Annotated in this window: 25 protein-coding genes; 15 read left to right on the forward strand and 10 right to left on the reverse strand. The window is 69.4% G+C overall.

Features of this window, described 5'->3' with window-relative positions:
- Window positions 1–74 precede the first annotated feature (74 nt).
- From gmk to fabD, 7 genes are all read right to left on the reverse strand, one after another.
- Window positions 75–686 carry a guanylate kinase gene (gene gmk, locus ACK4TT_RS14045; protein WP_409640235.1) on the reverse strand — a complete coding sequence of 204 codons (612 nt, stop codon included), beginning with the start codon at window positions 684–686 and terminating at the stop codon, window positions 75–77.
- 54 nt (window positions 687–740) lie between these two features.
- Window positions 741–1,622 (reverse strand): YicC/YloC family endoribonuclease, encoded by an 882-nt coding sequence (locus ACK4TT_RS14050; RefSeq protein WP_410213237.1) that lies wholly within the window; start codon window positions 1,620–1,622, stop codon window positions 741–743.
- Entirely contained in the window at window positions 1,622–2,620 is a 999-nt protein-coding gene (mltG, locus tag ACK4TT_RS14055) for an endolytic transglycosylase MltG (RefSeq protein ID WP_409640188.1), read from the reverse strand. The genes ACK4TT_RS14050 and mltG overlap by 1 nt, the downstream gene beginning before the upstream one ends.
- A 44-nt stretch (window positions 2,621–2,664) precedes the next feature.
- Window positions 2,665–3,945 carry a beta-ketoacyl-ACP synthase II gene (gene fabF, locus ACK4TT_RS14060; protein ID WP_409640191.1) on the reverse strand — a complete coding sequence of 427 codons (1,281 nt, stop codon included), beginning with the start codon at window positions 3,943–3,945 and terminating at the stop codon, window positions 2,665–2,667.
- Window positions 3,946–4,033: 88 nt separating this feature from the next.
- Window positions 4,034–4,273, reverse strand: coding sequence for an acyl carrier protein (locus ACK4TT_RS14065; RefSeq protein ID WP_012522113.1), 240 nt, complete (start codon window positions 4,271–4,273; stop codon window positions 4,034–4,036).
- A 123-nt stretch (window positions 4,274–4,396) separates the two neighbouring features.
- Complete coding sequence (fabG, locus tag ACK4TT_RS14070; protein WP_410213238.1) at window positions 4,397–5,137, reverse strand: 3-oxoacyl-[acyl-carrier-protein] reductase; 741 nt, start codon at window positions 5,135–5,137, stop codon at window positions 4,397–4,399.
- Window positions 5,138–5,147: 10 nt separating this feature from the next.
- Complete coding sequence (fabD, locus tag ACK4TT_RS14075) at window positions 5,148–6,092, reverse strand: ACP S-malonyltransferase (RefSeq protein WP_409640198.1); 945 nt, start codon at window positions 6,090–6,092, stop codon at window positions 5,148–5,150.
- Between the two features lie 110 nt (window positions 6,093–6,202).
- On the opposite strand from fabD, the gene ACK4TT_RS14080 reads away from it, so the two are divergent.
- On the forward strand, window positions 6,203–7,282 hold the full coding sequence (locus tag ACK4TT_RS14080) for a zinc-binding dehydrogenase (protein ID WP_409640201.1): 1,080 nt from the start codon (window positions 6,203–6,205) through the stop codon (window positions 7,280–7,282).
- On the opposite strand, the gene ACK4TT_RS14085 is transcribed toward ACK4TT_RS14080, so the two are convergent.
- Window positions 7,277–8,779, reverse strand: coding sequence for a hypothetical protein (locus tag ACK4TT_RS14085; protein ID WP_410213239.1), 1,503 nt, complete (start codon window positions 8,777–8,779; stop codon window positions 7,277–7,279). The genes ACK4TT_RS14080 and ACK4TT_RS14085 overlap by 6 nt on opposite strands.
- A gap of 473 nt (window positions 8,780–9,252) precedes the next feature.
- Between ACK4TT_RS14085 and ACK4TT_RS14090 the strand changes: the two genes are divergently transcribed.
- The 8 genes from ACK4TT_RS14090 to ACK4TT_RS14125 all read left to right on the forward strand — a co-directional run bounded on the left by ACK4TT_RS14090 (window position 9,253) and on the right by ACK4TT_RS14125 (window position 18,476).
- Complete coding sequence (locus tag ACK4TT_RS14090; protein WP_409640205.1) at window positions 9,253–9,732, forward strand: DUF4402 domain-containing protein; 480 nt, start codon at window positions 9,253–9,255, stop codon at window positions 9,730–9,732.
- A 69-nt stretch (window positions 9,733–9,801) separates the two neighbouring features.
- Window positions 9,802–10,344, forward strand: coding sequence for a DUF4402 domain-containing protein (locus tag ACK4TT_RS14095; RefSeq protein ID WP_410213240.1), 543 nt, complete (start codon window positions 9,802–9,804; stop codon window positions 10,342–10,344).
- 83 nt (window positions 10,345–10,427) lie between these two features.
- Complete coding sequence (locus ACK4TT_RS14100; RefSeq protein WP_409640211.1) at window positions 10,428–11,249, forward strand: molecular chaperone; 822 nt, start codon at window positions 10,428–10,430, stop codon at window positions 11,247–11,249.
- Complete coding sequence (locus ACK4TT_RS14105) at window positions 11,227–14,019, forward strand: hypothetical protein (protein WP_409640214.1); 2,793 nt, start codon at window positions 11,227–11,229, stop codon at window positions 14,017–14,019. The genes ACK4TT_RS14100 and ACK4TT_RS14105 overlap by 23 nt, the downstream gene beginning before the upstream one ends.
- A 23-nt stretch (window positions 14,020–14,042) precedes the next feature.
- Window positions 14,043–15,053: a DUF4402 domain-containing protein gene (locus tag ACK4TT_RS14110; protein WP_410213241.1), complete on the forward strand. Its 1,011-nt coding sequence runs from the start codon at window positions 14,043–14,045 to the stop codon at window positions 15,051–15,053.
- A gap of 110 nt (window positions 15,054–15,163) precedes the next feature.
- Window positions 15,164–16,438: a calcium-binding protein gene (locus tag ACK4TT_RS14115; protein WP_410213242.1), complete on the forward strand. Its 1,275-nt coding sequence runs from the start codon at window positions 15,164–15,166 to the stop codon at window positions 16,436–16,438.
- A 27-nt stretch (window positions 16,439–16,465) separates the two neighbouring features.
- Window positions 16,466–17,866, forward strand: a complete 1,401-nt coding sequence (locus tag ACK4TT_RS14120) for a calcium-binding protein (protein WP_410213243.1) — start codon at window positions 16,466–16,468, stop codon at window positions 17,864–17,866.
- A 67-nt stretch (window positions 17,867–17,933) separates the two neighbouring features.
- Window positions 17,934–18,476: a peroxiredoxin gene (locus ACK4TT_RS14125; protein ID WP_409640223.1), complete on the forward strand. Its 543-nt coding sequence runs from the start codon at window positions 17,934–17,936 to the stop codon at window positions 18,474–18,476.
- A 4-nt stretch (window positions 18,477–18,480) separates the two neighbouring features.
- Here ACK4TT_RS14125 and ACK4TT_RS14130 read toward each other — a convergent pair whose 3' ends face one another.
- Window positions 18,481–18,975 carry a DUF2059 domain-containing protein gene (locus ACK4TT_RS14130; RefSeq protein WP_410213244.1) on the reverse strand — a complete coding sequence of 165 codons (495 nt, stop codon included), beginning with the start codon at window positions 18,973–18,975 and terminating at the stop codon, window positions 18,481–18,483.
- Between the two features lie 234 nt (window positions 18,976–19,209).
- Here ACK4TT_RS14130 and rpsF point away from each other — a divergent pair, with 234 nt between their 5' ends.
- The 6 genes from rpsF (at window position 19,210) to alr (ending at window position 26,040) form a co-directional block, all read left to right on the forward strand.
- Window positions 19,210–19,572, forward strand: coding sequence for a 30S ribosomal protein S6 (gene rpsF, locus ACK4TT_RS14135; protein ID WP_409640229.1), 363 nt, complete (start codon window positions 19,210–19,212; stop codon window positions 19,570–19,572).
- A 17-nt stretch (window positions 19,573–19,589) separates the two neighbouring features.
- Entirely contained in the window at window positions 19,590–19,871 is a 282-nt protein-coding gene (gene rpsR / locus ACK4TT_RS14140; protein WP_309092396.1) for a 30S ribosomal protein S18, read from the forward strand.
- Window positions 19,872–19,884: 13 nt separating this feature from the next.
- Window positions 19,885–20,469, forward strand: coding sequence for a 50S ribosomal protein L9 (gene rplI / locus ACK4TT_RS14145; RefSeq protein ID WP_409640232.1), 585 nt, complete (start codon window positions 19,885–19,887; stop codon window positions 20,467–20,469).
- A gap of 161 nt (window positions 20,470–20,630) precedes the next feature.
- Window positions 20,631–23,099: a TonB-dependent receptor plug domain-containing protein gene (locus tag ACK4TT_RS14150; protein ID WP_410213245.1), complete on the forward strand. Its 2,469-nt coding sequence runs from the start codon at window positions 20,631–20,633 to the stop codon at window positions 23,097–23,099.
- Window positions 23,100–23,460: 361 nt separating this feature from the next.
- A complete protein-coding gene (locus ACK4TT_RS14155; RefSeq protein WP_409640727.1) occupies window positions 23,461–24,948 on the forward strand; it encodes a replicative DNA helicase in 1,488 nt (495 codons plus the stop codon).
- Window positions 24,949–26,040 carry an alanine racemase gene (gene alr, locus ACK4TT_RS14160; protein ID WP_409640724.1) on the forward strand — a complete coding sequence of 364 codons (1,092 nt, stop codon included), beginning with the start codon at window positions 24,949–24,951 and terminating at the stop codon, window positions 26,038–26,040.
- Here the strand turns inward: alr and ACK4TT_RS14165 are convergent.
- On the reverse strand, window positions 26,037–26,327 hold the full coding sequence (locus ACK4TT_RS14165; RefSeq protein WP_410213246.1) for a hypothetical protein: 291 nt from the start codon (window positions 26,325–26,327) through the stop codon (window positions 26,037–26,039). The genes alr and ACK4TT_RS14165 overlap by 4 nt on opposite strands.
- Window positions 26,328–26,418 lie beyond the last annotated feature (91 nt).

Genomic DNA, 26,418 nt, shown 5'->3' on the forward strand with positions numbered 1-26,418 from the left:
AGCATCTGGCCCAGAGCTCCTGCCGGTGTGAGCACTCGGCTAAGCTGAGTCCCCCATACACCGGAACCAGGCACCTAGACCTGCTCCTGCCCCAGACCTTCGACGAACCCGGGAAGCCAGGGGTTGCGGCCCGGCTTCATGCGCTCGGCGCGATAGATATGGCCGAGGTCCGCGTAGGCGCGGTCGAAGCTCTTGTTGACGATCACGTAGTCGTACTCGGCCCAGTGGGTGATCTCCTCGCGGCCCAGCTTGAGGCGCGCGTGCATGATCTCCTCGCTGTCCTGGGCCCGGGCCTTCAGGCGCCGCACGAGGTCGGCCCACGAGGGCGGCAGGATGAACACCCGCACGCTGTCGTCCGGCGCCTTCTCGGCGATCTGTCGGGCGCCCTGCCAGTCGATGTCGAACAGGACGTCGTGGCCGCCCTCAAGGGCCGCCATCACCGGCGCCTTGGGCGTGCCATAGTAGTGGCCGTTTACGATGGCCCACTCCAGGAATTCGCCGCGCTCGATCATCGCCTCGAACTCAGGCCGGGTCTTGAAGAAGTACTCCCGGCCCTCCTCCTCGCCCGGGCGCGGGGCGCGGGTCGTGGCCGAGATCGACAGCGTCAGGTCCGAGTGGTCCGCCACCAGCCGGCGCGAGAGCGAGGTCTTGCCGGCCCCTGAGGGGCTCGAAACCAGCAGCAGCATGCCGCGCCGCGTCGTCTCCCAGGGCCTCGCATGATCGTCAGCGGTCACCGGCGCCTACTCCACATTCTGCACTTGTTCGCGGAACTGCTCGATCGTCGCTTTGAGGTCGAGGCCTGTTGCGGTCAAGGCGCCGAGCGCCGACTTCGAACAGAGCGTGTTGGCCTCGCGCATGAACTCCTGGGTCAGGAAGTCCAGCCGCCGGCCCACGGCCCCGTCTCCGGACAACAGCGCGCGGGCGGCGTCCACGTGCCCGGCCAGGCGGTCCAGCTCCTCGCGCACGTCGGCCTTCACCGCCATGGCTGCGGCCTCCTGGACGATCCGCTCCTCGCTGGCGGCCTCTCCCGCCAGTTCCTTGAGCCGCGCCTCGAAGCGGGCCTTGATGACGGCGGGCTGGCCGGCGGCGGTGTCACGCGCCTGGGCCGTCAGCTCGGCGATGCGGTCCAGTTGGCCCATCAGCACGGGCAGCAGGCTCGCGCCTTCCTCGCGCCGCGCGGACAGCAGCCCATCCAGCGCCGCACCGATCGACGCGGCCATGGCGGCCTCCAGCTCGGCGAGCGCGTCCGGATCCTGGATGGCGTCCTCGGCCTCGACCACCCCGCGCAGCGCCAGCAGGCCGTCCAGGTTCGGCGGCGCCGCGCGTCCCGCGCCCACATAGGCCTCGCCCGCCGCCAGGTAGCGTTCGAGCTGCTCGAAGTTGATGCGGACGGCGACGCCCCCCTCGGCGCGCCTGGCCTGCACGCCCACCGTCACCTGGCCGCGCTGGAAGCGCCCCTGCGCCCCCTCGCGCGCGGCGCGCTCCAGGCCCTCGAAGCCCGGCGGCCCGCGGAAGCGGACCTCCAGGTTGCGGCCGTTCACGCTGCGGGCCTCCGCGGCCCAGGACCAGCCGGCCAGCGCGCCCTCGGCCCGGCCGAAACCCGTCATGCCCGAAATCGCCATCAGCGCCCTCCCGCCGCCGCGGCCGCGCGCTGGCGTTCCACCTGCCGCCAGCGGGCCACGTTCCTCTGGTGCTCGTCGAAGGTGGCGGCGAACACGTGCCCGCCCGAGCCGTCGGCCACGAAGAACAGCTCGTTGGTCTTCGGCGGATTCAGCACCGCCGCCAGCGCCTCCCGCCCCGGATTGGCGATCGGCGTCGGCGGCAACCCGTCGATCCTGTAGGTGTTCCAAGGCGTTACGGCCGCCATCTCAGACGCGAGGATGCCGCGGCCAAGCGGCCGGCCCTTCGAAACGCCGTATATGATGGTCGGGTCGCTCTCCAAGCGCATGCCCTGGCGCAGGCGGTTGACGAACACCGCCGCGATCCTGGGACGCTCGGCCGGCAGCGCCGTCTCCTTCTCGACGATGGAGGCCAGGGTCACCGCCTCTTCCGGCGTGTCGAACGGCAGGCCCGGCTGGCGCTTGGCCCACAGCTCGGCCAGGAGTTGGTCGCGGGCCTTGCGCATGCGGGCGATCACCGCCTCCCGATCGTCGCCGCGCTGGACCTGGTAGGTGTCGGGCAGGATGGAGCCCTCGGGCGGCGCGACCGCCGTCCCCGTCAGCACCGGCTGCCGGTTCACCGCCTCGGCGGCCATCTCGCTGGTCCAGCCCTCGGGGATGGTCACCATGTGGCGGACCACCCGGCCCGCGCGGATGTCGGCCAGGACGCGAGCCATCGAGGTCCGCGATCGGAACTCGTACTCCCCCGCCTTCAGCTCGGCGGTGGCGCCGGAGAGTTTGGCGGCGGTGACGAAAAGGCCCGCCGAACTGATGACGCCCGCCTGCTCCAGCGTGCGGGCGATCTGCGAGACGCCCGAGCCGCGTTCCAGCATCACGGTCGTGACCTCGCCGGCCTGCGCCTTCGGGCCCGGCCCGCGGTAGCTCCACAGGCCCGCGCCCGCCATCAGGACGACGAGCCCCGCGGCGAGGATCAGGGCGAGCGCCGCCGGCCGCATCCGCATTCGGCGTCCCTTCCGGGCTGTCCGGCGCGGGCGGCGCTTGCGGCTCACGCGTACTTCTTGAAGATCACGCTGGCGTTGGTGCCGCCGAAGCCGAAGCTGTTAGACATGGCCACATCGATCTTCATCGGCTTGGCCTTGTGGGGCACCAGGTCCATCACCGTCTCGACGTCGGGGTTGTCGAGGTTGATGGTCGGCGGGGCGATCTGGTCCCGGATGGCCAGGATCGAGAACGCCGCCTCCAGCGCGCCGGCCGCGCCCAGCAGGTGGCCGGTCATCGACTTGGTCGAGCTCATCGCCTTGCCCGGCGCCGAATTGCCCATCAGGCGCTCGACCGCGCCCAGCTCAATGCCGTCGGCCATGGTCGAGGTGCCGTGGGCGTTGACGTAGTCCACGTCGGCCGGCTGCAGCCCAGCATCCTTCAGGGCCGCCTTCATGGCCCGGAAGCCGCCGTCGCCGTCCTCGGAGGGCGCGGTGATGTGGAAGGCGTCGCCCGACAGGCCGTAGCCCGCCACCTCGGCGTAGATCTTGGCCCCGCGCGCCTTGGCGTGCTCAAGCTCCTCCAGAACCAGGACGGCCGCGCCCTCGCCCATGACGAAGCCGTCGCGGTCCTTGTCGTAGGGCCGGCTGGCCTTCTCGGGCGTGTCGTTGAAGGCGGTGGCCATGGCGCGGCAGGCGATGAAGCCCGCGATGCCGACCGGCACCACGCTGGCCTCGGCCCCGCCGCAGACCATCACGTCGGCGTCGCCGTACTTGATCAGCCGGGCCGCGTCGCCGATGGCGTGGGCGCCCGTGGCGCAGGCGGTGACGACCGCGTGGTTGGGCCCCTTGAAGCCGTAGCGGATCGAGACCTGGCCGCTCGCCAGGTTGATCAGCGCCGAGGGGATGAAGAACGGGCTGACCCGGCGGGGCCCCTTCTCGTGCAGCTCGATGGCCGTCTCGGCGATGGTGCCGAGGCCCCCGATGCCCGAGCCGATCATCACGCCGGTGCGCTCGCGGCTCTCCTCGTCCTCGGGCATCCAGTTCGCGTCGCGCACCGCCTCGTCGGCCGCGGCGATGCCGTAGAGGATGAAATCGTCCACCCGCCGGCGGTCCTTGGCCGACATGATGGCGTCCGGGTCGAAGCTGCCCTCGACGTCCGGCCCGCCGCCGCCCCGGCCGTCCACGCGCGGCACCTCGCAGGCGATCTGGCAGGCGTAGTCGGTGGTGTCGAAAGCTGTGATCCTCCCCGCGCCGGATGCCCCGGCCAGGATCTTCTTCCAGGTCAGCTCGGTTCCCTGGCCCAGGGGGCTCAGGATGCCGATGCCGGTGACGACGACACGACGCATGGGCGATCCTCAAACGAAAACCGCCGCGGCTTCGGGAGTTGAGGCCCTAAGCGACGCGGCGGTCGAATTCTCTAGCGATTCGAGCGCCTTAGGCGCCGAGGCGCTCCTGGATGAACTTCACGGCGTCGCCGACGGTCTGGATATGCTCCGCCGCGTCGTCCGGGATCTCGATGTCGAATTCCTCTTCGAAGGCCATCACCAGCTCGACGTTGTCGAGGCTGTCGGCGCCCAGGTCGTCGATGAAGCTGGCCTTCTCGGTGACCTTCTCGGGATCGGCGTCGAGGTGTTCGATGACGATCTTACGGACGCGTTCAAGGACGTCGGACATTAGGTAGGTCCCTCAGGGCTTAGTCAGGTGCTTGCATCGACGACGGCGACCTCGAAGTCAACCGCCGCTTTGGTGATCAGGTTCGGCCGCCGCGTAGCATGTTCCCGACGGCCTTGGCGAGCCTCAGATCATCACCATGCCGCCATTCACGTGAAGCGTCTGGCCGGTGACGTAGCCCGCCTCGGCGCTGGCGAGGTAGACGCAGGCGGCGGCCACGTCGTTCCCCGTACCCAGCCGGTCGGCGGGAATCGTCGACAGGATCTGGGCGCGCTGCTGCTCGTTGAGTGCGTCGGTCATGGGGCTCTCGATGAACCCTGGGGCCACGCAGTTCACGGTGATTCCCCGGGTGGCGACCTCCTGGGCCAGGGCCTTGGAGAAGCCGATCATGCCGGCCTTCGAGGCGGCGTAGTTGGCCTGGCCCGGATTGCCCGTGACGCCCACGACCGACGTGACGCCGATGATCCGGCCCGAACGGCGCCGCATCATGCCCTTCACCGCGGCGCGGCAGAGACGGAAGTAGCTCTCGAGGTTGACCTTCAGGACGGCGTCCCAGTCCTCGTCCTTCATGCGCAGCAACAGGCCGTCCTTGGTGATGCCGGCGTTGGCCACCAGGATGTCGACGGGGGCGCCCGCCGCGGCCTCGGCCGCCTCGATCAGCCCGTCCACGGCGGCGGGTTCGGAGAGGTTGGCCGCGACGGCCGAGGTCCGCTCGCTCAGCTCGGCCGCCAGCTCCTGCAGAACCGCCTCGCGGGTGCCCGAGAGGACGACGTGGGCGCCCTGGGCGTGGAAGGCCTTGGCGATCGCGGCGCCAATGCCGCCGGTGGCCCCGGTGACGAGGGCGGTCTTGCCGGTCAGTTCGAACATCTTGGGGCCTCTAGAGGGTCTTGGCGAAGGCTTCGAGGTCGGCGGGGCCGTTCAGCGGGACGGCCTCGGCGTCGGGGGCGATCCGCTTGACCATGCCCGACAGCACCTTGCCGGCGCCGGCCTCGGCGAAGCGGGTCACGCCGCCCTCGTCCGCCATCCAGCTCACGCTCTCGCGCCAGCGGACGCGGCCGGTGACCTGCTCGACCAGCAGGCGGCGGATCGCCTCGGGATCGTTGGTCGGCCGCGCGGTGACGTTGGCCACCACGGGGGCCCGGGGCGTCAGGATGGTCGCGGCCGCCAGGGCCTGCGCCATCTCGTCGGCGGCCGGCTGCATGAGCGGGCAGTGGAAGGGCGCCGAGACGTTCAGCGGGATGGCCCGCGCGCCCAGTTCCTTGGCCTTCTCGATGGCGCGGTCCACCGCGGCCTTGGCGCCGGAGATCACGACGTTGCCCTGGTTGTTGTCGTTGGCGACGACGCAGACGCCGACCTCCGCCCCCGCCTTGGCCGCTTCCTCGGCCAGCGCCAGGTCGGTCCTGGGCCCGATGAGGGAGGCCATCGCCCCCTGCCCGACGGGAACCGCCCGCTGCATGGCCTGGCCGCGCAGTTTCAGGAGGCGCGCCGTCTCCGGCAGGCTGATCGCGCCCGCGGCGGCGAGCGCGGAATATTCACCCAGGCTGTGGCCGGCGACGAAGGCGGCCTTGTCCACGGTGACGCCGAACTCGCGCTCCAGCACCCGCATGACCGCCACGCTCACGGCCATCAGCGCCGGCTGGGCGTTCTCGGTCAGGGTGAGCTGGTCCTCGGGCCCGTCGCGCATGAGGACCGACAGCTTCTGCTTCAGCGCCTCGTCCACCTCCTCGAAGACCTCGCGGGCGGCGGCGAACGCCTGGGCCAGGTCCTGGCCCATGCCGACGGCCTGGCTGCCCTGTCCGGGGAAGATGAAGGCGAGGCTCATCGAGAGGCTCCGCTCGTTGCTGATTCCGAGGCGCGAGGGTTAGGGGATTAGTCTAGGCTGGACAAGAACGCGACACGCGGCCGTCAGAGCCGCCCTGGGGAGAGATACGCATGAAGGCCGTCGTCCGGCGCAACAAGCAGCTCGTCTGCGACGAGATCGATGATCTGGTCCCGGCCGAGGGCCAGGTGCTGGTGAAGACCCTGGCCTGCGGGATCTGCGGCTCGGACCTGCACGCCCTGCATCACATGGAGCACATGGTCGACCTGTCGCGACGGGCGGGCGGCATGGACGGCGGCTTCGACCCGCGCGCCGACACGGTGTTCGGCCACGAGTTCTGCGCCGAGATTCTCGACCACGGACCGGGAGCCCAGAAGACCCTGAAGCCCGGAACCCGCGTCGTCAGCATGCCCGCAGTGATGACCGCGCAGGGGGTCGAGCTGCTGGGCTTCTCCAACCGGCTGCCGGGCGGGTTCTCGGAGCGCATGCTGTTGACCGAGGCCATGCTGCTGGAGGTGCCGAACGGCCTGCCGACCGACCAGGCGGCCCTGACCGAGCCCTTCGCGGTGGGCGCCCATGCGGTCGCCAAGGCGCGGCTGGAGCCGAAATCGGTGTCGCTGGTGGTGGGCTGCGGCCCCGTAGGCCTCGCCGTCATCGGAGCCCTGAAGGCCGCCGGCCACGGGCCCGTGATCGCGGCGGACTATTCCCCCCGCCGCCGCGCCGCCGCCGAGCGGCTGGGGGCCGACATCGTGATCGATCCGGCCGTGGAGTCGCCGCACGCCCGCTGGGAGGCCCTGGGCGTGCCGACGAGCCGCGCGGCCCAGAGCATGATCCAGATGATGGGCGGCAGCTTCGCGCGCCCGGTGGTCTTTGAGTGCGTCGGCGCGCCGGGCGTGCTCCAGTCCCTTATCGAAGCGGCGCCCGCCGGCGCGCAGGTCGTCGTGGCCGGCGTCTGCATGGAGAGCGACCGCATCGAGCCCTCCATCGCCGTCACCAAGGAGATCGAGCTCACCTTCGTGTTCGGCTACTCACCCGTGGAATTCGCGCAGACCCTCCACAACCTGGCGGAGGGCGTGATCGACGTCTCCCACCTCGTCACCGGGTCGGTGGGGCTTGAGGGCGTGGCCGGGGCGTTCGAGGCGCTCGGCGACCCCGAGGCCCACGTGAAGATCCTGGTCCGGCCCGACCTATGAGCCGGACGTGAACAGCCCGATGGCCTCGGGCTGCATCGGCTCGCTCCGCCGGAACGCCTCCACGGCCTGGCGGTAGGCCGGCGTCTCCTGGCCGTCGGTGGGGCCGATGTAGAGCCCCATGCGGGCCAGCTTCCGCTGCGCCTCGGCCACCGTCTCCGCGCCGGGGATGAGCGGAGTCTCCGCAGGCGCTCCGCGCCCGGCCGCGAAGCGCTGAGCGTCCCGGTCGGCTGACGCCAGTTCCTTGCGCGAGAGACGGTCCTCGAGCGCGATCGCCCGCGCCCTGGCCTTCAGGTCGCCGCTGTTGGCGGCGATCTGGAACCACTTGTAGGCCTCCACGAGGTTACGCTCTACGCCCGCCCCGGTCTCGTAGAGCAGGCCGAGGTTGAACTGTGAATCGGGAACGCCGGCCGCCGCCGCCTTGCGGAGCAGCCGGGCGGCCGCCGCGTCGTCGCGCGGCCCTCCCCGCCCCTGGAGGTAGTAGAGAGCCAGGTTGTGCATCCCGACAGGGTCCCCGGCGTCGGCCGCCCGCGTCGTCCACTGCCGCGCCTGCACGGGGTCGGCCGGAACGCCGCCGCGCCCGGTCTCGTACTGGCGCGCGAGATACATCTGCGCCCGGGGATCGCCTGCGGTCGCCTTGGCCCGAAGCGCGCTCAGCGCGCCGGGGCGCCCCGCCTCGAAGTCCCGCATCACCGCCGCCAGATCCTTCGGCGTGGCGGCGTCAGGGTGTTCCGGCTCGGCCGGCGGGGGCGGTACGGACAGATCCGGCGCGTAGGCGTAACGCGGCGGCTCGACCAGGATAGGTCCTCGCAGCACGAGCGGCGTCCCCTTCCCCGCCAGCGGTTCGTGGCGGGGGAACGGTGGTTCGAGGACAACCGCAAGCGTGGCCAGCCCCAGGCACGCGACCCCGGCCGACATGAGGAACGCCGCGGATCGGGATGACCGCCGGGGCGGCTGCGCTCCTCGGATTGAAGGGTTCGAGAACGGCGCCTCCGACCGATCGTGCGGACGGCGGGGTTCGCGTTCGTGGACCGGAGGCGTCAGTCCGGCGATCTCATGCCGCCGGCGGATCTCGTCGGCGCCGAGACGCTGCTCGAGCGCCTGGCCCAGGCTCCGGTCGGCGCCGGTCGCGGCCGCTTCCCATTGCGCCAGCCTCTCGACGACGCCATCCAGCCGATCCTGCAGCCGGATCGCGCCGGCGGCGGCCAGGGCGTCCAACCGTCCGGCGCGGTCGGCCACGTCCCCCGCCAGCGCCCGCAGGGCCGCGACACGATCGTCATCTGCGCGCGCCAGCCGCCTCGCCAGGTCATCCGCCACGCGGGCGAGTTCGCCCGCCACGTGCTCCAGTTCGCGGGCCGCGCGTCGGGGCTCCGAGCTCTCGCGGCCGCGGGTCTCGGTGATCTCGACGTGCGCGCGCACGCGCTCGAACAAGCGGCGCAGCGCGAACCGATCCGCCGCATCGGCGGCTCCGCCCTCGCTCTCGTCGACCGTCCCGTTCAATATATCGCCGTCCTGTCTTCTGCCGTCTTGCCCCTTTTGGGACTCGGCCGCTTCGATATCCTTCGAGGCGAAGAATTATACTTTCGATTGCATCCACAACTTTTGATGGCGAGAAGGTTTCGCCGAGGGACGCTCCCACACGTCCAGATGGCGCCCCACACGCAACCGATGGGTGCGCCCCAGTGATGAAATACTCGCTTGAGTATGTCATTTCTTAATCTGGCGCCGAAAACGGGGCTTTTCTACCATCGAACAACCCAATTTGGGTACGAGCCATCCCCGATAAGCTTGACCAGTTCCGCGATCCTGGCCTAAAGGGCCGTCTTGGATAACTTTCGGTAAAAGCGGGCGGGACAACTGAGAGACCCTGAATAGCACGGCGGGCTCAATGTAGCGGGCTCACCCCTTGCAAGGCGTTGGTTGGACAAGCTCACGCGTACCAAATTGAAACACATCCTCCTGGGGACCTACATATGAGCATTCGCAACCTCCTCATCGCCACGGCGGCCCTGACCGCTCTGGCCGGCGCCGCGCACGCCGCCACGGGTCCGGCCGTGACGTCGGACGCCGCCGCGCACGCCAAGATCATCGCGCCGATCACCATCACCAAGCAGCGCGACCTGGAGTTCGGCACGATCCTGCGTCCGACCAGCGCCACGCCGGTCGCCGTCACGCTGGCGGCCACCTCGGGCGCCACGACCTCGGCTGGTTCGGGGGCCTTCACGACGGGTTCGTCGCAGACCGCCCAGTTCGACGTGACGGGCAACGCGGCCTACACCGTGTCGGCGGCCTTCAGCGGCGGCATCGCCTCCCTGAGCCCGACGGCTTCGCTGAGCGCCACGAGCGGCACCACCGACCAGACGATCTACGTCGGCGGCTCGTTCAACGTGAGCAACGCCACGGCGGCCGGCGACTACACCGGCACCGTGACCCTCACCGTCCAGTACGACTGATCCAGTATCCGGGTCGGAGGCTCCGCGCCTCCGACCCGCCCATTTCAGCTTCCAGGGCCTCCCCCCGTCATGAAGCGCGCGTTGATCCTCGGCCTGACCCTGGCGTCCCTCGGCGCCCCCCAAGCGCAGGCTGTCGTCTTCGCGGTGACCTCCGAGGCCAACGCCCACGCGCGCATCGAACCCGCGGCGGGTATCGACCTGGGCAACAACCTCACCCTGCCGGCCGTCTCCGTGGCCCCTGTCGTGACGTCCAGAGCCATCACAGGTTCCGGGGCGCTCGGTTCAACCAGCAGTCAGACCACGGTCGTGCGGTCCTCCGGGCCGGGCAACGCGCAGTTAACCATTCGCGGTCAACCTGGGGACGTTGTCTCGACGACCGTTCCTGAAAGCTTCACGGTCGTCCGAAGCGGGGGCCAGGAAACCTTGACCGTCAAGACGAATACGAACGCCGAATTCGGAATCGGCAGTGGCGATGTCGTTCTCGGCGGCGCCATCCTGAACGGCAACACGATGAGCGTGGACATCGGGGGAGCGCTGACGTTCGCGTCGGGCGGCGCCCTGGTTCCGGGCCCGTATGAGGGCATGCTCGTGGTTGTGGTTCAGTACAATTGAAACGCCTAGCTCTCCTCCCCGCCCTCGCCCTGGTTTCGGTCGTCAGCGCCGCTGACGCCCAGGAACAACCCGCGCCGCCGCCGGTGTCGGTCACGACGGTCGGCGCCAACCTGAACATCACGCCCAAGCGGGTCACGTTCAGTCCCCAGCAGCGGAGCGCGACGGTTTACATCTTCAACCAGGGCACGGCTCCGGCGACGTTCGACATCACCCTCGTCGATCGGGCCATGCTCCCTGACGGACAGATTGTCGCGGTGTCCGAGGCGGCGAACAATCCCGACGCCAAGCCCATCATCGACAAGGTCGCCTCGGCCAAGGACATGCTGCTGGTGTCGCCCAGGCGCGCCACGCTGGCGCCCGGCCAGGGGCAGACGATCCGTCTGCGCGTCGGCGCGGTTCCGGCGGATGCGACCGGCGAGTACCGCAGCCACCTCACGGTGACCACCATCCCGCCGCCGAGCGCCGGCACGACGGCCGAGGACGTCGCCCGGGGCGGGTCCAACGAGCTGCGCTTCCAGATCACCTCGATCTTCGGGCTCAGCATTCCGGCCATCGTGCGGGTCACACCGCCCGATGTGCGGGCCAGCATCGACAACGCCCATATTGAGTACGTGGAACTCTCCCCCGACGGTCGCAGCGAGCCTAAACGGACCCCCGTGATGGCCTTCGATCTGGTGCGCGTCGGCGCGAACTCTCTCTTTGGCAACGTCGAGGTCCGTTCCGCGGGCAAGCGGGGGGAGCCTATCGGCGTCGCGCGCGGCGTCGGGGTCTATCCCGAGATTTCCCGCCGGACCATGCGCGTTCCGCTGACGCGGGCGCCCGCGCCCGGTGAGAAGCTCGAGGTGACGTTCACCGACGACGACTCGTCCCCGGGCAAGTTGCTTGCGACCGTCCAAGCGCCGTAGATGGATCGTCTCAACCGTTCCAGCAGCGCTCTCGCTTCTTGCCGCCTCGACCGGACTGGCGGCTGAGAGCACTGCTACAGCGGCGCCGGCTGGCGCGCAGATTCAGCCGAATAATGCCGTTATCGACCCTGCCAATCTGATCCTCTTCTCGGTCGAGCTCGACCAGCTCACCCTGACCGACGGCCTGGCCGCCTACGGCGACACGACCGACCCGCACCTGCCCCTCGGCGAACTGACCCGCTTGCTGGAAATGGACGTGGACGTCCTGCCGGCCGAGGGACGCGTCGTCGGCCGCATAGGAGAAGCCCGGCGGTCCCTGATCATCGACCTGAAGACCGGCACGGCCCGCGAGGGCGCCCGTTCGGTCCAGCTCTCACCCGACGACATCGCGGTCACGGCGAGCGAGGTCTACATAAAGGCCTCGGCGGCGGAACGGCTCCTGCCGATGAAGTTCGAGGTTAACCCCGAGGCCCTGGCCATCAAGATTTCCGCCGAGGAGCCCCTGCCCATCCAGGCCCGGCAGGAGCGGATGGCCCGTCTGCGCGGCCTTGGCGGAAATCTCGCCCAGAACGCCAACGAGAGCCTGGTGGTGAATTCCCCCTACCGGCTCGTCAGCCTTCCGGCTTTCGACGTCCAGCTGGCCACCGGCGCCCAGACCGAGAAGCCCCATACGCCGTTGCGCTACGACGTCAGGGCGGCCGCGGATCTCCTCTACGGCAATTTCCAGGGCTACCTCGGCTCGGACGAGGCCGGCCGGCCGTCCAGCGCCCGGGTGCTTTTCGAACGCCGGTCCATCGAAGGGCGGCTCCTCGGCCCTCTCAAGGCCCGGGTGGTAAGCGCCGGCGACGTCTATACGCCAAGCCTCTCGCTGGGCCCGCGGGGCCTGGGCGGGCGTGGCGTCGCGATCTCCACCGTGCCCCTGGACCAGACCAACGTCTTCAACCGAATCGACCTCCGTGGCGAGTTGCCCCTCGGCTATGACGTCGAGCTCTACATCAACGACGTCCTGCGCAGCGGCCAGAACACCCCGGCCAAGGGCCGCTACGAGTTCCTCAACGTCCCGCTGTCGCCGGGCGTGAACGTCGTCCGCATCGTCACCTACGGCCCCCGGGGCGAACGCACCGAGGAGACCCGCATCATCAACGTCGGCGGCGGCATGCTGGCGCGCGGCGAAGCCACCTTCGAGTTCGGCGCGGTCGAGCAGGAACGCGAGGTCATCGAGGTGAACGGCGGAGGCGGGACGCCGGCCCGCACCGAGGGGGGCCTGCGCGCCGTGGCCGCCCTGAACTACGGCCTCACCTCGGTCATCACCGTCGCCGCCGGCGCCGCCCTCGTTCCGGAGGAAGACGACGCGTACCGCCAGATCTACAACCTGGGCGTCCGGACCTCGCTCTTCGGCTTCGCCACCCAGTTGGACGCCGCCACCGACAACCGGGGGGGCGCGGCGGGCTTCCTCGGTCTGGCGGGACAGATCGGGGGCGCCTCGATCGTTCTCAGGCACGCGGAGTTCCGCGGCGGCTTCCTGGACGAGAACGGTCCCGGCTTCGACTTCACCCGGCCGACGCGTCAGAGGACCGAGGTGTCGGCGGACGCCAGCCTCGAGTTCGCCGGCCGGATCATCCCCGTCTCCCTGCGCGCCGCCCGCTACGCGTACGAGGACAACAGCCTCACCTACACCGGCTCGTTCCGCGCCTCGAGCACGATAGGCAGCGTGCTGGCGTCCGCGGGCCTGGAATACGAGCGGACGGAAACCCAGTCGACGACCCAGGACCGCCTCACCGGCTTCCTGGCGGCGTCGACCTATCGCGACTACGCTTGGCAGCTCCGCGCCACCCTGGATTACGACATCCTGCCCGAGCTGGCGGCGCGCACCCTGGCCGTCAGCGCCGACCGCGACCTCACGCCGAACTGGGCGGTGCGCCTGGGCGTGGGCCAGCCCCTGGACGAGCTCGACGCCACCAACTTCACCCTGGCCAGCATCCACCGCCTCCGGTTCGGCGACCTCGCCATCAGTGGCGACTACAGCAACCGCGACCAGAGCTGGAGGCTGGGCGCCCAGTTCAGCTTCGGCCTTAACCACAACCCCGCCAAGGGCGGCTACGAGATGACCCGCCCAGGCCCAGGGTCGGGCGGCAGCGTTCTGTTCCACGCCTTCATGGACGACAACGGCAACGGGGTGTTCGATCCGGGCGAGGAACCCGTCAAGGACATCACTGTCGAGGGCGGCATTCAGAGGGCCGTGACCGACGCCCAGGGCCGCGCGTTCGTGCCTGGGATAGGCTCCGGACCCACCGCCCGCCTGACGGTCGGCCTCGATCAGGTGGAGGCCGCATCGGTGAAGACCCCGCCGACCACGCTCGATCTGCGTCCCCGGGCGGGCGCCACCATCCAGGTGGAATATCCCATCCAGCCGACGGGCGACGTCATCGTCCGGTTGGTGCTCCGGCGGCCTGACGGGAGCGCCGTGGGCCTAGCCGCCGCCCGCCTCGTGATGACCGATGAACGGGGCCGGACCTTCGAGGCTGGCACCGAATTCGACGGCACCGCCATCTTCTCCGGCGTGCCGCTCGGGAACTACCGGGTGGAGCTCGATCCCGACCAGGCCAAGCGCCTTCGGATGCGCCTCACCAAGCCGATCGCCGTGGTCGTGAAAAGCGACAGCGGCTTCGGGGCCGACGTCCAGGGGGAAGTGATGTTCGAGCCGCGCGCCCAAGAAGAAGACGCGCAGCTAAGCGAGTTGGAAAGCTCTGACGTTCACGCTATTGGTTGAGTAGATTGGATTGTTCGCGCGAAATGCTCTACCATTCCGAGAAGCGGCCGCAACCTTTGCTTGAGTGGACAGTATTTCTGTTCGCTTGGCTCGGCGTTGCGAGCATCGCGCAAGCGCAGAAGTTCGGCATCGGGATCACCGGATCCCGACCTGCGCTGGGCAATGTCACGGCCGGCGACAGCGGCGACACCGTATTCCAGGTCAGCACCAGCGGCGCGATCACCAAGATCAGCGGGACCGGCGCCCGCACCTCGACCGGAAGCTCCCAGGTCACCGTCACCGTCACCTGCGGCAACCAGAACCAATGCAACAGCCGCACGCTGAGCGGCACGATCTCCAGCGTGGGGTCGCCCACGGGGCGCGCCGGGGCGATGACCAATTTCGACCTTTCCGGCAGCATCATCTCCAGCGAGAGCGGCGCCAACCCGCGCACCTTCACCGTCGGGGCCATCGGCAAGAACTCTTCCAAGACCTTCAACGTCGGGATGGACTTCCCGATCAAGGGCGACGACACGGGCGGCTCCACGGGCTCGGCCCAATCCCAGTTCGTGATCACCCTCGTCCCGAACGGATCCGGCAACACAGTCACGACAACGGGCACCGGGACAGCCACGGTCTATCGGTCGCTGTCGATCACAAAGAACAGCGACCTGGCCTTCGGCAAGGTCGTGCGGCCGGACAGCGGCTCCAGCACCGTCACCATCAACGCCGCCACCGGCTTGCGCAGCCTCACCGGCACGGCCGTGGCCCTGCCGGTCCCCTCCCCGTCCCGCGCGAACTACACCGTGACGGGCGAAGGGGGCCGGGCGGTGTCGATCACCGTGCCGACGTCGGTGGTGATGACCCGCGAGGGCGGGTCCGAGACTCTGACGGTGACCACCACGAAGACGGTGAGCGGCACGCCGACACTCACCTCCATCATGGGCATGGAAGGCAGCTACACCTTCTCGGTCGGCGGGTCTCTGACCCTGACCAGTTCCACCGTGTCGGGCGCCTACAGCGGCGTGTTCAACGTCTCGGCGGCGTACAACTGATGGTGCGGCCCGGCTCTTGCTGGGACCGGTGAAATTCGCGCCCGAGGGGCGCCGCATTGTGTGGTGCAGGTCCGAACTGTACCACGATGGGTCAAGGGGGCCGTTCTGAGATGCCGACGACCATCACGTTCGACGCCGTGCCTGACGGCGCGTTCAACAGCTACGAGGAAGCCGGCTTCCGCTTCTCGACCTCGACCAATGCGCCGGACTCGTTCTGGGGCGGCCTGAGCGTCTCGGACCTCGGCACCGGCGACTACATCTTCATCCACAACACGACCGACACGGCGACGGTCGACAAGCTCGACGGCGGCGCCTTCGGCGTGACCTCGGTGTACCTGGACGGCTTCCGCTGGACCGGCTTCACCCCCGCGGGCGACCCGATCCCCGGCTCTTCGGCCGTCACCATCAACTTCATCGGCTACAAGAACGACGGCTCGACGGTCACCGCCTTCTTCCAGACCGACGCCGCGTCCGGATTCCAGACCGTCGCCCTGCCCTCGACCTTCGCGGGCGGCCTGCTGGCCTTCCAATGGTACGCCGACGGCGGTTCGGGCCTGGCGCTGTTCGACAACCTTGTCCTCCAGCAGAACCGCGCCCCCGAGGCCGACGGCTTCGCCGGCTCCGGCTCCGCCATCCAGACCTATATCGGCCACCTGACCGCCAGCGATCCCGACGGGCAGGCGCTGGTGTTCCAGGCCGTCGGCGACCTGCCGGAAGGCGTGACCCTTGACCCGGACGGCACGTTCTACGTCCAGCCGCTCGCCTCGGACGCCGAGCTGTCCACCGGCCAGAGCCGGACCGTGACGTTCCAGTTCCGCGTCAGCGACGGCGAGGCGTTCTCCGACGTCCAGACCGTGAGCTACACGCTGCAGGGCGTCACCGCCCCCGGCTTCGCCCAGTGCGGCACGGTCCATCCCGACTACCTGGTGGGCGCGGGCGGGGCCGACAGCCTGTGCGGCGACAACCAGAACGACACGCTGGAAGGCCGCGGGGGCGACGACATCCTGTGCGGCGACAACGGCCATGACCTCCTGCTCGGCGGAACGGGCCGCGACGTGCTGTTCGGCGGCAACGGCAAGGACACCCTTGTCGGCGGCGAAGGGAACGACACGCTCTCCGGCGAGAACGGCAACGACCTCTTCATCTTCGACGCCCGGTCCGGCGACGACGTGATCACCGACTTCGATCCCAAGAACGACCAGATCCGCTTCGACCCGGCGATGTTCGGCGCCGACAGCACCTTCGGCGGGGTCCTGAGCCACGCCACCCAGGTCGGGAAGGACGTCGTCATCGTCTACCAGGGCGAAGACGGGGCGCAGCACACCCTGACGCTGCTCAACCTCCTCAAGTCGTCGCTCAAGGACGGCGACTTCCTGTTCGGCTAACCGGCCGGTCTAGCAAGGGACGAGCCCATGCCGACGACCATCACGTTCGACAGCGTGCCTGACGGCGCGTTCAACAGCTACGAGGAGAGCGGCTTCCGCTTCTCCACGTCGACCAACGCCCCGGACTCGTTCTGGGGCGGCCTGAGCGTTTCCGACCTCGGCACCGGCGACTACATCTTCATCCACAACACCACGGACACCGCGACCGTCGAGAAGCTCGACGGCAAGGCGTTCGGCGTGAAGACGGTGCAACTGGACGGCTTTCGCTGGACGGGCTTCACGCCGGCGGGCGATCCGATCCCCGGCTCGTCCGCCGTCACCATCAACTTTATCGGCTACAAGAGCGACGGCTCCACCGTCACCTGGTCGTTCCAGACCGACGCATCCTCGGGCTTCCAGACGGCCAACCTGCCCGGCGCATTCAACGGCGGCCTGCTGGCCTTCCAGTGGTACGCCGAGGGCGGCTCGGGCCTGGCGCTGTTCGACAACCTGGTGATCCAGGAGAACCGCGCCCCGACGGCCCAGGGGTTCACGGGCTCAGGCAAGGCGGACGCCACCTTCATCGGCCACCTGACCGCAACCGATCCCGATGGCCAGGCCCTCACCTACAAGGCCGTGGGCGCCCTGCCAGAGGGCGTGACCCTCGATCCCGACGGAACGTTCTACGTCGAGCCCAAGGCGTCGGACCTCGACATCCCAGTTGGCTCGAAGCGCGTCGTCACGTTCCAGTACCAGGTCAGCGACGGCGAGGCGTCGTCGTCGGCTCAGACGGTCACCTTCACGATCAACGGCGTGGCGGCGCTGGGCAAGCGCATCTGCGGCGACTTCCGGTCCAACACCCTGAACGGCGACAGCGGCGCGGACACCATCAGCGGCGACTGGGGGAACGACACGGTCTCGGGCGGCCGCGGCGACGACAAGCTCTACGGCGACGCCGGAAACGACAGGCTCGAGGGCGGCGCGGGCAAGGACACGCTCGACGGCGGTTCGGGCAAGGACGTCCTGTCCGGCGGCGAGGGCGACGACCGGCTGGAGGGCGGGGACGGCGACGACGTCTTCGTGTTCGGCGAGACCTTCGGGAACGACGTCATCGTTGACTTCCAGTCGGGCAAGTGGGACTGCGACGACGGCTGCGACCGCGACGACCACGGATGGGGCTCCAACTCGGGTTGGGGCTGGCCCTGGAGCTGGGGCTCCGGCGGGAACAGCCGCGACGACGACCACCACCAGCACGGCCGGCGTTGCGAGTGGAAGGGGGGCGACGTGATCCAGATCTCGCCGGCCGCCGTCGGCGACTTCACCTCGCTCATGCAGCACGGCGTCCAGAAGTCGTTCGGCGTGGTCTTCACCTTCGACAACGGCAGCACGCTCACCCTGATGGGCGTGAAGCTGAGCTCGCTCGACGCCGAGGACTTCCTCTTCGCCTGAGCCGCGCATAGCATCCGTCCGGCAGGCTCCACCGTACCAGGGGAGTGGAGCCACACCGGAGACCGCCATGCACCGCCTCGCCGCCGCCGTCGCGCTCAGCGCGCTCGTCGCCACGCCCGCCCTCGCCGCGCTGAAGGCGGGCGATGTCGCGCCCGACTTCACCGCCCCGGGCTTCCAGGCCGGAAAGTCCCTCACCTTCTCGCTCGCCCAGGCGCGGAAGAAGGGGCCTGTGGTGCTCTATTTCTTCCCGGCCGCCGACACCAAGGGCTGCAACATCGAGGCGAAGATGTTCGCCGACGCCATGCCCGAGTTCGCCGCCCAGGGCGCGACGGTGATCGGCGTCACGGCCGGCAACCTCGACAAGCTGCAGCAGATCTCGGCCGACACCGACAAGTGCTCGGGCAAGTTCCCGGTGGCCGCCGATCCGGGCGCCAAGATCGCCAGGCAGTACGACGCGATCCTGGCCATGAAGCCCGACTGGTCCGACCGGACGTCCTATGTCATCGCGCCGAACGGCAAGATCCTGCACGTCTATTCGAAGATGGACCCCTCCGAACACGTCAGCGAGACGCTGGCGACCGTGAAGGCGTTCAAGACGGCAAAGAACTAGGCGGTCAGCGCGCGGGCGCCGTCTCGCACGCGATCTTCTTGCAGAGGCGGGCCTCCAGGTCCGCCTCGAGCTCCGGCGTCAGCGCCATCACCGCCGGCGTGGCCCGGGCCATGTAGGCCGGCATCTTCGCCATCAGCGACTGGCCGGCCGCGCTTTCGTAGTAGTTCACCGCCGCCTCCAGCTCGGCCTCGGTGAAGGTCTCGGCCAGCGCCGGCAGCATGGCGTCGATCATCTTCGGCGTCATGGCCCGGGTGGTCTCCTCCACGGCTTCGGCGTAGGCTGTCTTCAGTTCCGGATGAACCTGGGCGTTCAGGCGCTGGGCCAGCCGGTCCAGCATCATGGGCGCCATGTTGCCCATCATCGTGCCGACGGTGTTCTCCATGTGCAGCGCCTTCACGTAGCGCCGCGCGAGCTCCAACGAGCGCGCCGAGGGCTCGGCCGCCGCCGGCGCCGCCGCCAGGACCAGGGCCGCGCAGGCGGCCAGCGTCGTCTTGAACATGATCCGAATCCCCCTCGCCCGACTGCAACGGTCCTCCAAGCCCCCATAGCACGCAACCGCGAAATCCCTTGCTCTTCCGGGGGTTTTCGCCTATTTGCGCGCCTCTTCACGGAAGGCGGTCTCACGCGGAACGCGAATGGGCCGGGACACCCCCGGCCGCCGCGCTGAGAGCCATCGTTTCCGGCGGACCTTCCGCCGCCGGACGCGCCGCCCTCCCAACTGGAAGAAGGACATATGGCCCTCTACGAACACGTGGTCATTTCGCGGCAGGACATCTCGCCGCAACAGGCTGAAGCCCTGAACGACCAACTCAAGGCGCTCATCGAGCAAGGCGGCGGCTCCGTCGCCAAGATCGAATACTGGGGTCTGCGCAACCTCACCTATCGGATCAAGAAGAACCGCAAGGGTCACTATTCCCTCCTCGCCATCGACGCTCCGGCCGATGCGGTGAAGGAGATGGAACGCCAGCTGTCGATCAACGAAGACGTGCTGCGCTACATGACCGTGCGCGTGGACGAACTCGACCTCGAGCTCTCCCCGATCCTCGCCCGCCGCGATCGCGACCGCGAACGCCGCGACGACGCCCCGCAATTCTAGGAAAGGGAGGCTCTCGCATGTCCGAAGACACCTCCACGGCCCCGGCCGCTGCGGCCGGCGCTCCCGCCGGCGGCGCCCGCCGTCCGTTCTTCCGCCGCCGCAAGGTGTGCCCGTTCTCCGGCGCCAACGCCCCGAAGATCGACTACAAGGACGTCAAGCTCCTGCAGCGCTACGTTTCCGAGCGCGGCAAGATCGTGCCGTCGCGCATCACCGCGGTGTCCGCCAAGAAGCAGCGCGAACTGGCCAAGGCCATCAAGCGCGCCCGCTTCCTGGCGCTGCTCCCCTACGTCGTGAAGTAAGGGGGACGCACCGATGAAAGTCATTCTGCTCGAACGGCTGGAAGGCTGGGGCGGCCTCGGCGACGTCGTCAACGTCAAGGACGGCTACGCCCGCAACTTCCTCCTGCCCCGCCACAAGGCGCTCCGCGCCAACGCGGCGAACCTCAAGGTCTTCGAAGCCCAGCGCGCCGAGATCGAAGCCCGCAACGCCAAGGCCAAGGAAGCCGCGGCGAAGGCCGGCGAGAAGCTCGACGGCACGTCCTACATCCTGATCCGCCAGGCGGGCGAGTCCGGCCAGCTGTACGGCTCGGTCGCGGGCCGCGACGTGGCCGACGCGGTCAATGCCGAGGGCGGCAAGATCGAACGTTCGATGGTCGTGCTGGACAAGCCGATCAAGACGCTCGGCCTGCACGAGGTGAAGGTGCGGCTGCATTCGGAAGTGACGGTCACCGTCACCCTGAACATCGCCCGCAGCCAGGACGAAGCCGACCGCCAGGCGCGCGGCGAGAACGTGATCAGCTCGCAGTTCGAGGAAGAGCGTCTGGCCGCCGAAGAGGCCGCCGCCGACCTTCTCGAAGGCGGCGCGGGCCAACTGGCGACGGAATTCACCGAAGCCTGATCGCCCGTTCCGGGTAAGGCATGCGGCGCGGGAGGGCTCCTCCCGCGCCGTTTTGCCGCCGCTGTTGCAGATTTGTCATTTCCGTCAAAAGCAACGCTTCCTAGCTTCGTCTGACCAAGGCCCGATGCGGGATCCTCCGGTGGGCCAGAGGGGGCGAACGCATGAATTTCAAACACATCCTTTTCGCGGCCGCGTCGGTCGCAACCCTGTGGGCCGGCGGCGCCGCCGCCCAGACCTCCGGCGAGATCGAGGAAGTCATCGTCACCGGCACCCGCACGGAAGGCCGCACGCGACTTCAATCGCTGGCCCCGGTGGACGTGGTGAGCCAGGACGCGCTGACCCGCGCCGGCGTCACCGAGGTCAATCAGGCCCTGTCGGTCACCCTGCCGTCGTACAACTTCCCGCGGCCGGGCCTCGCCGACGGCACCGACACGGTCCGTCCGGCCACACTGCGGGGCCTCGCGCCCGACCAGACGCTGGTGCTGGTGAACTCCAAGCGCCGCCATTCCGCATCCCTGGTGAACGTGAACGGCACGGTCGGCCGCGGCTCCTCGGCCGTCGACCTCAACACCATTCCCTCGGCGATCGTGCAGTCGATCGAAGTCCTGCGCGACGGCGCCTCGGCCCAGTATGGCTCGGACGCCATCGCCGGCGTGCTGAACCTGCGTCTGCGCGAGGCCTCAAAGGGCGGCAATCTCACCGCCACCTACGGTGCACGCGTGACGACCGTCTCGACCCTGGTGGGCGCCACGCCCACCGGCGCCAACTGGACGGTGGCCGACAAGGCCAAGTACAACCGCACCGATGGCGAGACGATCAACCTCAACGGCTGGATCGGCCTGCCCCTGGGCGCCGACGGCTTCCTGACACTGGCGGGCGAGTATCTCGACCAGAACAAGACCATCCGCACCGCGCCCGACTGGCGCCAGCAGTATCCCCTGGTGAACGGCGCGTTCGACCCTCGCGAAGCGACCATCGACCGCTACAACGCCTGGTACGGTGAGCCTGATATCAAGCAGTACACCCTGTTCGCCAACGCCGGTTACGACGTCAGCGACGACGTCTCGCTGTACGGCTGGGCCAGCTACCAGAACCGGGATTCCACGTCGGCCGGATTCTTCCGCCGGGCTCTGGACGACCGCAACATCATCCAGATCTATCCGAACGGCTTCCTGCCGCTGATCAATCCGACCGTCGAGGACTTCTCCGTCGCGGGCGGGACCACGTGGAAGCTCGCCGGCTGGAACATGGACACCTCGCTGGTCTATGGCTCCAACAAGATGGACTTCACCATCCGCAACACGCTGAACCGGTCCATCGGGCCGACCAGCAAGACGGTCTTCGACGCGGGCGGATTCAAGTACGACCAGCTCGTCTTCAACACCTCGGCCGTGCGCCAGTTCGAAGTCGGCCTGGCCTCGCCGCTGAACGTGGCCGCGGGCGTCGAGGTCCGCCGCGAGGGCTATGAGATCTTCGCCGGCGAGCCGGACTCCTACCGCAACGGCGGCGTCCTGCTGAACGGCCAGCCGACGCCGTCCGGCGCCCAGGTGTTCCCGGGCTTCCGACCGGACAACGAGGTCGACAAGCACCGCCACTCGGTCGGCGCCTACCTCGACCTGGAAGCCAACCTGACCGAGCGCTTCCTGGCCTCGGCCGCGGTGCGGGCCGAAGACTACTCGGACTTCGGCTCGACGGTCACCGGCAAGCTCGCGGCCCGCTTCGACGTGACGGACGCCTTCGCGCTTCGCGCCTCGATCCAGAACGGCTTCCGCGCGCCGTCGCTGCAGCAGCAGTACTTCACCGCCACCTCGACCAACTTCATCAACGGCGTGCCGTTCGACATCACCACCTTCCCCGCCACCTCGCCGGTGGCGGCGGCGCTGGGCGCCCAGCCGCTCGACGCCGAGAAGTCGGTGAACTACGCCGTGGGCGCCGTCCTGCGGCTCGGCGACCTGAACATCACCATCGACGCCTACCGCATCGAGGTTGAGGACCGCATCGTCCTCTCCGAAAACCTGACGCAAACCAATGTCCGCAACTACCTGATTTCACAGGGCTTCGTGGGCATTGGCGGCGGCCGGTTCTTCATCAACGGCGTGGACACCACCACCAAGGGCGTGGATATCGTCGCCAACTACAAGCTGCGCACCGACACCGCCGGCGAGTTCAACTTCACGGCGGCGGCCAACTTCAACTCCACCGACGTGACCAAGGTGCCGACCACGGCCCAGCTCTCGGCCCTCAACCCGGCGCCGGTGCTGTTCGACCGCGTGAACGTGCTGACCTTCGAGGAGGGCACGCCCGACTCCAAGCTGTCGGGTTCGGTGGATTGGCAGATGGGGCCCTTCGGCGCCACCGTCCGGGCCACCCGCTACGGCTCGGTGCTCAGCCCCGGCACGACGGCCGCCCAGGACCTGAAGCTGGACTCGGCCACGTTGCTGGACCTCGAGGCGCGCTGGAGCGTGACCGAGCAGGTCCGTCTGACGCTGGGCGCGGACAATGTCTTCGACGAATATCCGACCAAGACGCCGGCGGCGCTCAACACAACCTCGAACACCCCGTTCTCGAACTACTCGCCGTTCGGGCGTTCGGGCCGCTACGTCTACGGCCGGGTGTCCTACTCTTGGTGATCGCCTGACGCCTGAGCGTCGGACAGCTTACGGCGCGGGGCCTTCGCCCCGCGCCGTTTTGCTTCTAGACTTCGGCCATGACGCGGAGTGTTCGTCTCGGCCGCTGTCTGTGCGGCGCCGTCCGGTTCGAGGCCCAGGGCCGCGCCAAGTGGACCGGCTGGCGCACTGCGAGAGCTGCGGCCGGCGCACGGACGCGCCCGTGTCGGCCTTCGGCGCGGCGCGACTCCCCTGGGTCCAGGTGACGTCGCCCTGAGGCGCGGCGAAGCTTCCATCCACAGGTTCAGAAAACTCCTGGGGACGACAGCCGGCCGCGACACCTCGCCCGATGATCGCCGGCGTCCGTCCCGCTATCGATAGCTGCATGTCGATCGTCCCCACCCTCGATCTGCGGCCCGTCTCGCAGGACGTGGCCATCACCCACGCCCCCGCGAACATCGAGGCCGAGCAGGCGCTGCTGGGCGCCCTTCTGTTCGACAACGCGGCCTTCGAGCGCCTGGGCGACAACCTCCAGGCCCGGCACTTCTTCGAGCCCTTCCACCAGCGGCTCTACGCCGCCATCGAAACCCACATCCGCAAGGGCCAGCTCGCCGAGCCCATCCTGCTGGCCGAGCAGTTCGCCCGCGATCCGGCCTTCGAGGAGCTGGGCGGTGTCCGCTACCTGGCCGACCTCGTGGACCGCGCCCCGCCGGCCGCCAATGCTCCGGACTACGCGCGGGCGATCTACGACCTGGCGCTGCGCCGGGACCTCATCCGCATCGGCGGCGAGATCGCGGCCCAGGCCCAGGCCGGCGATGCCGAACTCAACGCCCAGGAGCAGATCGAGGCCGCCGAGCAGCAGCTCTACCAACTGGCCGAGACCGGCGGCGTCTCCCAGGGCTTCGTGGCCTTCTCCGACGCCCTGCAGGGCGCCCTGGCCATGGCCGCCGAGGCCCACAGCCGCGACGGCGGCCTCGCGGGCCTTTCCACGGGCCTCATCGACCTCGACCGGAAGATCGGCGGCATGCACCCGTCCGACCTGATGATCCTGGCCGCCCGCCCCTCGATGGGGAAGACGTCGCTGGCCTGCAACATCGCCTTCGACGTGGCCCGCAACTACGCCTGGGAGCCTCAGCCGGACGGATCGAGGAAGACGGTCCGCGGCGGCGTGGTGGCGTTCTTCTCGCTGGAAATGAGCGCCGAGCAACTCGCCATGCGCCTGCTGGCGGAGGCCTCGGGCGTCTCGGGCGACCGGCTCCGCAAGGGCGAGATCGACGCGATGGAGTTCGGCCGCGTCCGCGACGCGGCCATGGAGATCCAGGAGGCCCCCCTCTACATCGACGCCACCGGCGGCATCACGCTGGCCAAGCTCACCGCCCGGGCCCGCCGCCTGAAGCGGATGGTCGGCCTCGACCTCATCATCATCGACTACCTGCAGCTCATCACGACCGGAGCCGGCGGCCCCGACAACCGGGTGCAGGAGGTCTCCATGATCACCCAGGGCCTGAAGGCGCTGGCCAAGGAGCTGAACGTGCCGGTCCTGGCGCTCAGCCAGCTCAGCCGGCAGGTCGAGAACCGGGAGGACAAGAAGCCCCAGCTTTCCGACCTGCGGGAATCCGGTTCGATCGAACAGGACGCCGACATGGTCATGTTCGTGTACCGCGAGGAGTACTACCTCAGCCGCCTGGAGCCCCGGGAAGGCACCGAGGAGCATTTCAAGTGGCAGGAGCAGATGGACCAGGTGCAGGGCCTGGCCGAACTCATCATCGGCAAGCAGCGCCACGGCCCCATCGGCACGGTGAAGCTGTCGTTCAACTCCGACACGACCAAGTTCGGCAACCTGGCCCAGTCCGGCCGTTACGATCCCCACTAGATGCCTGACCCCACCCGGGCCCGCCTGACGATCGACCTCGACGCCCTGGCCCACAACTTCGCCGTCCTGCGGGCCGAGGCGCCGGGGACCGAGGCCGCGCCCGTGGTGAAGTCGGACGGCTACGGCCTGGGCGCAGGCCCGGTGGCGCGGCGCCTCTGGGCCGAGGGCGCGCGCGCCTTCTTCGTCGCCCGCCTGGACGAGGGTGAGACGCTGCGGGCGGCGCTGGGCGCCGACAGGCCGGCCGCCATCTACGTCCTGGACGGCCTCTTGACCGGGACCGCGCCCCGGTTCGACGCCGCAGGCCTCACGCCCGTGCTCTCCACCCTGCCCCAGGTCTCGGCCGCCACGGCCTGGGCCGCCGCCACGGGGCCCAAGCAGGTCGTCCTGCACGTCGACACCGGCATGAACCGCCAGGGTCTGACATTCGCCGAGGCCCGCGCGCTGGCCGATGCGCCGGGGGCCTTGCGCGGCCTCGAGGTCGTCCTGTTGATGAGCCACCTGGGCTCGGCCTCGGAGCCCGAGGACCCGCGCAGCGCCCGCCAGCTCGAGGCTTTTCAGGCGGCCCGGGCCCTGCTTCCCGGGGCGCGCGCCAGCCTGGCGGCTTCAGCCGGCGTCTTCCTGGGGCCCGGCTACCACGGCGACGTGATCCGGCCGGGCGTCAGCCTGTATGGCGGCGGTCCGCTGGAGCGGCCGGACGGGCGCCTGAAGGCCGTGGCGACGCTAAGCGCCCCGATCGTGGACATCCGCAACCTCAAGCCGGGAGATCGGGTCGGCTACGGCGAGGCCTTCACGGCGGAACGCCCGACCCGCGTGGCCGTCGTGGCGGCCGGCTACACCGACGGGATCATCCGCGCAGCCAAGGGACGCGCCCACGCCTGGTGCGCCGGCGCCCTGCGCCGCATCCTCGTCGTCACCATGGACCTGCTGGTGGTCGAACTGGACGACGCGCACGTCGCCATCGGCGAGCATGTGGAGCTGATCGGGCCGCATGCCCTGCTCGACGACCTGGCCGAGGCCGCCGGCACCGTCGCCCACGAGATTCTGGTGCGCCTCAGTCCCCGCGCGGAGCGGGTCTACCTAGGCGAGCGCTAAGGGGCCACGAACCGCGCCACGAGCCAGACGCAGACCAGCGTCAGGCCGTAGCCGGCCACGGCCTTGGCCAGGACCGCCACCGGGCTCTGACGCAGGCCCACCTCCGCCAGACGGAAGCCGAACACCAGGCTGCCGAGCGCGCCGCAGGCGGCGGGGATGGCCGCGAGCGGCGCCACATGGCGAGCCATCAGCTCGCGCGCGTCGGCCGGCTCGTCCGCCACGACGTCCCACGTCCGCGCGGGCCGCACGAGCATCGTCCCGGCCCTCGCCGCCAGCCCCGGCGCCATTCCCCCCTCCGGTCAGCTCCCGTCCCCTGGTTAGCACAGGCGCCGCCATCGGCCAGACCCCGCCGCATCGGTCGGCTAGACTTGGAGCCCA

Origin of the sequence: Phenylobacterium sp. (assembly GCF_046463815.1) — a bacterium.
Classification (GTDB): Bacteria; Pseudomonadota; Alphaproteobacteria; order Caulobacterales; family Caulobacteraceae; genus Phenylobacterium.

Bases quoted from the DNA above. Each gene is read 5' to 3' on its own strand.
- ACK4TT_RS14115 (WP_410213242.1), top strand. From the start codon at position 15,164: ATGCCGACGACCATCACGTTCGACGCCGTGCCTGACGGCGCGTTCAAC.
- ACK4TT_RS14120 (WP_410213243.1), top strand. From the start codon at position 16,466: ATGCCGACGACCATCACGTTCGACAGCGTGCCTGACGGCGCGTTCAAC.
- ACK4TT_RS14090 (WP_409640205.1), top strand. From the start codon at position 9,253: ATGAGCATTCGCAACCTCCTCATCGCCACGGCGGCCCTGACCGCTCTG.
- ACK4TT_RS14130 (WP_410213244.1), bottom strand. From the start codon at position 18,975: ATGTTCAAGACGACGCTGGCCGCCTGCGCGGCCCTGGTCCTGGCGGCG.
- ACK4TT_RS14155 (WP_409640727.1), top strand. From the start codon at position 23,461: ATGTCGATCGTCCCCACCCTCGATCTGCGGCCCGTCTCGCAGGACGTG.
- mltG (WP_409640188.1), bottom strand. From the start codon at position 2,620: ATGCGGATGCGGCCGGCGGCGCTCGCCCTGATCCTCGCCGCGGGGCTC.
- ACK4TT_RS14110 (WP_410213241.1), top strand. From the start codon at position 14,043: ATGCTCTACCATTCCGAGAAGCGGCCGCAACCTTTGCTTGAGTGGACA.
- ACK4TT_RS14065 (WP_012522113.1), bottom strand. From the start codon at position 4,273: ATGTCCGACGTCCTTGAACGCGTCCGTAAGATCGTCATCGAACACCTC.
- gmk (WP_409640235.1), bottom strand. From the start codon at position 686: ATGCTGCTGCTGGTTTCGAGCCCCTCAGGGGCCGGCAAGACCTCGCTC.
- rpsR (WP_309092396.1), top strand. From the start codon at position 19,590: ATGTCCGAAGACACCTCCACGGCCCCGGCCGCTGCGGCCGGCGCTCCC.
- ACK4TT_RS14050 (WP_410213237.1), bottom strand. From the start codon at position 1,622: ATGGCGATTTCGGGCATGACGGGTTTCGGCCGGGCCGAGGGCGCGCTG.
- ACK4TT_RS14125 (WP_409640223.1), top strand. From the start codon at position 17,934: ATGCACCGCCTCGCCGCCGCCGTCGCGCTCAGCGCGCTCGTCGCCACG.
- ACK4TT_RS14095 (WP_410213240.1), top strand. From the start codon at position 9,802: ATGAAGCGCGCGTTGATCCTCGGCCTGACCCTGGCGTCCCTCGGCGCC.
- ACK4TT_RS14165 (WP_410213246.1), bottom strand. From the start codon at position 26,327: ATGGCGCCGGGGCTGGCGGCGAGGGCCGGGACGATGCTCGTGCGGCCC.
- fabG (WP_410213238.1), bottom strand. From the start codon at position 5,137: ATGTTCGAACTGACCGGCAAGACCGCCCTCGTCACCGGGGCCACCGGC.
- rplI (WP_409640232.1), top strand. From the start codon at position 19,885: ATGAAAGTCATTCTGCTCGAACGGCTGGAAGGCTGGGGCGGCCTCGGC.
- fabF (WP_409640191.1), bottom strand. From the start codon at position 3,945: ATGCGTCGTGTCGTCGTCACCGGCATCGGCATCCTGAGCCCCCTGGGC.
- ACK4TT_RS14080 (WP_409640201.1), top strand. From the start codon at position 6,203: ATGAAGGCCGTCGTCCGGCGCAACAAGCAGCTCGTCTGCGACGAGATC.
- ACK4TT_RS14150 (WP_410213245.1), top strand. From the start codon at position 20,631: ATGAATTTCAAACACATCCTTTTCGCGGCCGCGTCGGTCGCAACCCTG.
- rpsF (WP_409640229.1), top strand. From the start codon at position 19,210: ATGGCCCTCTACGAACACGTGGTCATTTCGCGGCAGGACATCTCGCCG.
- alr (WP_409640724.1), top strand. From the start codon at position 24,949: ATGCCTGACCCCACCCGGGCCCGCCTGACGATCGACCTCGACGCCCTG.
- fabD (WP_409640198.1), bottom strand. From the start codon at position 6,092: ATGAGCCTCGCCTTCATCTTCCCCGGACAGGGCAGCCAGGCCGTCGGC.